Genomic DNA, 560 nt, shown 5'->3' with positions numbered 1-560 from the left:
TCTGCTTCTTCAACCTCGGCGGCCGCGCCCACGAGCTGGGCGTGATGGAAGTCGCCCATTATCTGTGGAAGAAATACGGCAGCTCGCACCGGGTGCTGTTCATCAGCGTGCCGTTCGAGGAAGTGGTCGGCGCACCGGGCTGACGCAGCGCCCAGGCGAGCGCCACCTGGGCGGGCTGCACGCCATGCCGTCGCGCGACTTCGAGCAACGCCGCATGGCGCAGTGCGGTCATTCCGGCGCCGCTGTCGGCGATGCTGAGCACCACGTAATCGCCGGGCTCCGGACCGTTCGGCTGCGCGCTGGCCGAGCAGATCGATCTGGATTGGCTCAACCTCGCCGCGCTGGCTTTCAAGGAATCCACCCTCAACCCGGCGGCGGGGCGGGGCGGCGGCGGCCCCCCGCGGAGGGCGGGGGAGCCCGCGCACCGCCCCCCCCGGGGGCGGGGGGCGGCGGGCGACCCCGCCCCCCCCGGGGGGGCCCCGCGGCCCCCCCCCGCCGCCGGGTTGAGGGTGGATTCCTTGAAAGCCAGCGCGGCGAGGTTGAGCCAATCCAGATCGATC

1 pseudogene is annotated in these 560 nt (G+C 73.0%); it reads left to right on the top strand.

Going from position 1 to position 560, the window contains the following annotated elements:
* A pseudogene (locus tag U8L64_RS00525) lies at positions 1-131 on the top strand (hypothetical protein); the annotation flags it as partial.
* Between the last annotated feature and the right edge of the window lie 429 nt (positions 132-560).

The sequence above is a fragment of the Pseudomonas sp. FIP_A4 genome (assembly GCF_036701605.1).
Classification (GTDB): Bacteria; Pseudomonadota; Gammaproteobacteria; order Pseudomonadales; family Pseudomonadaceae; genus Stutzerimonas; species Stutzerimonas phenolilytica.
The sequence above is the reverse complement of the archived record's forward strand: the minus strand, read 5'-3'. Positions and strand labels throughout refer to the sequence as shown.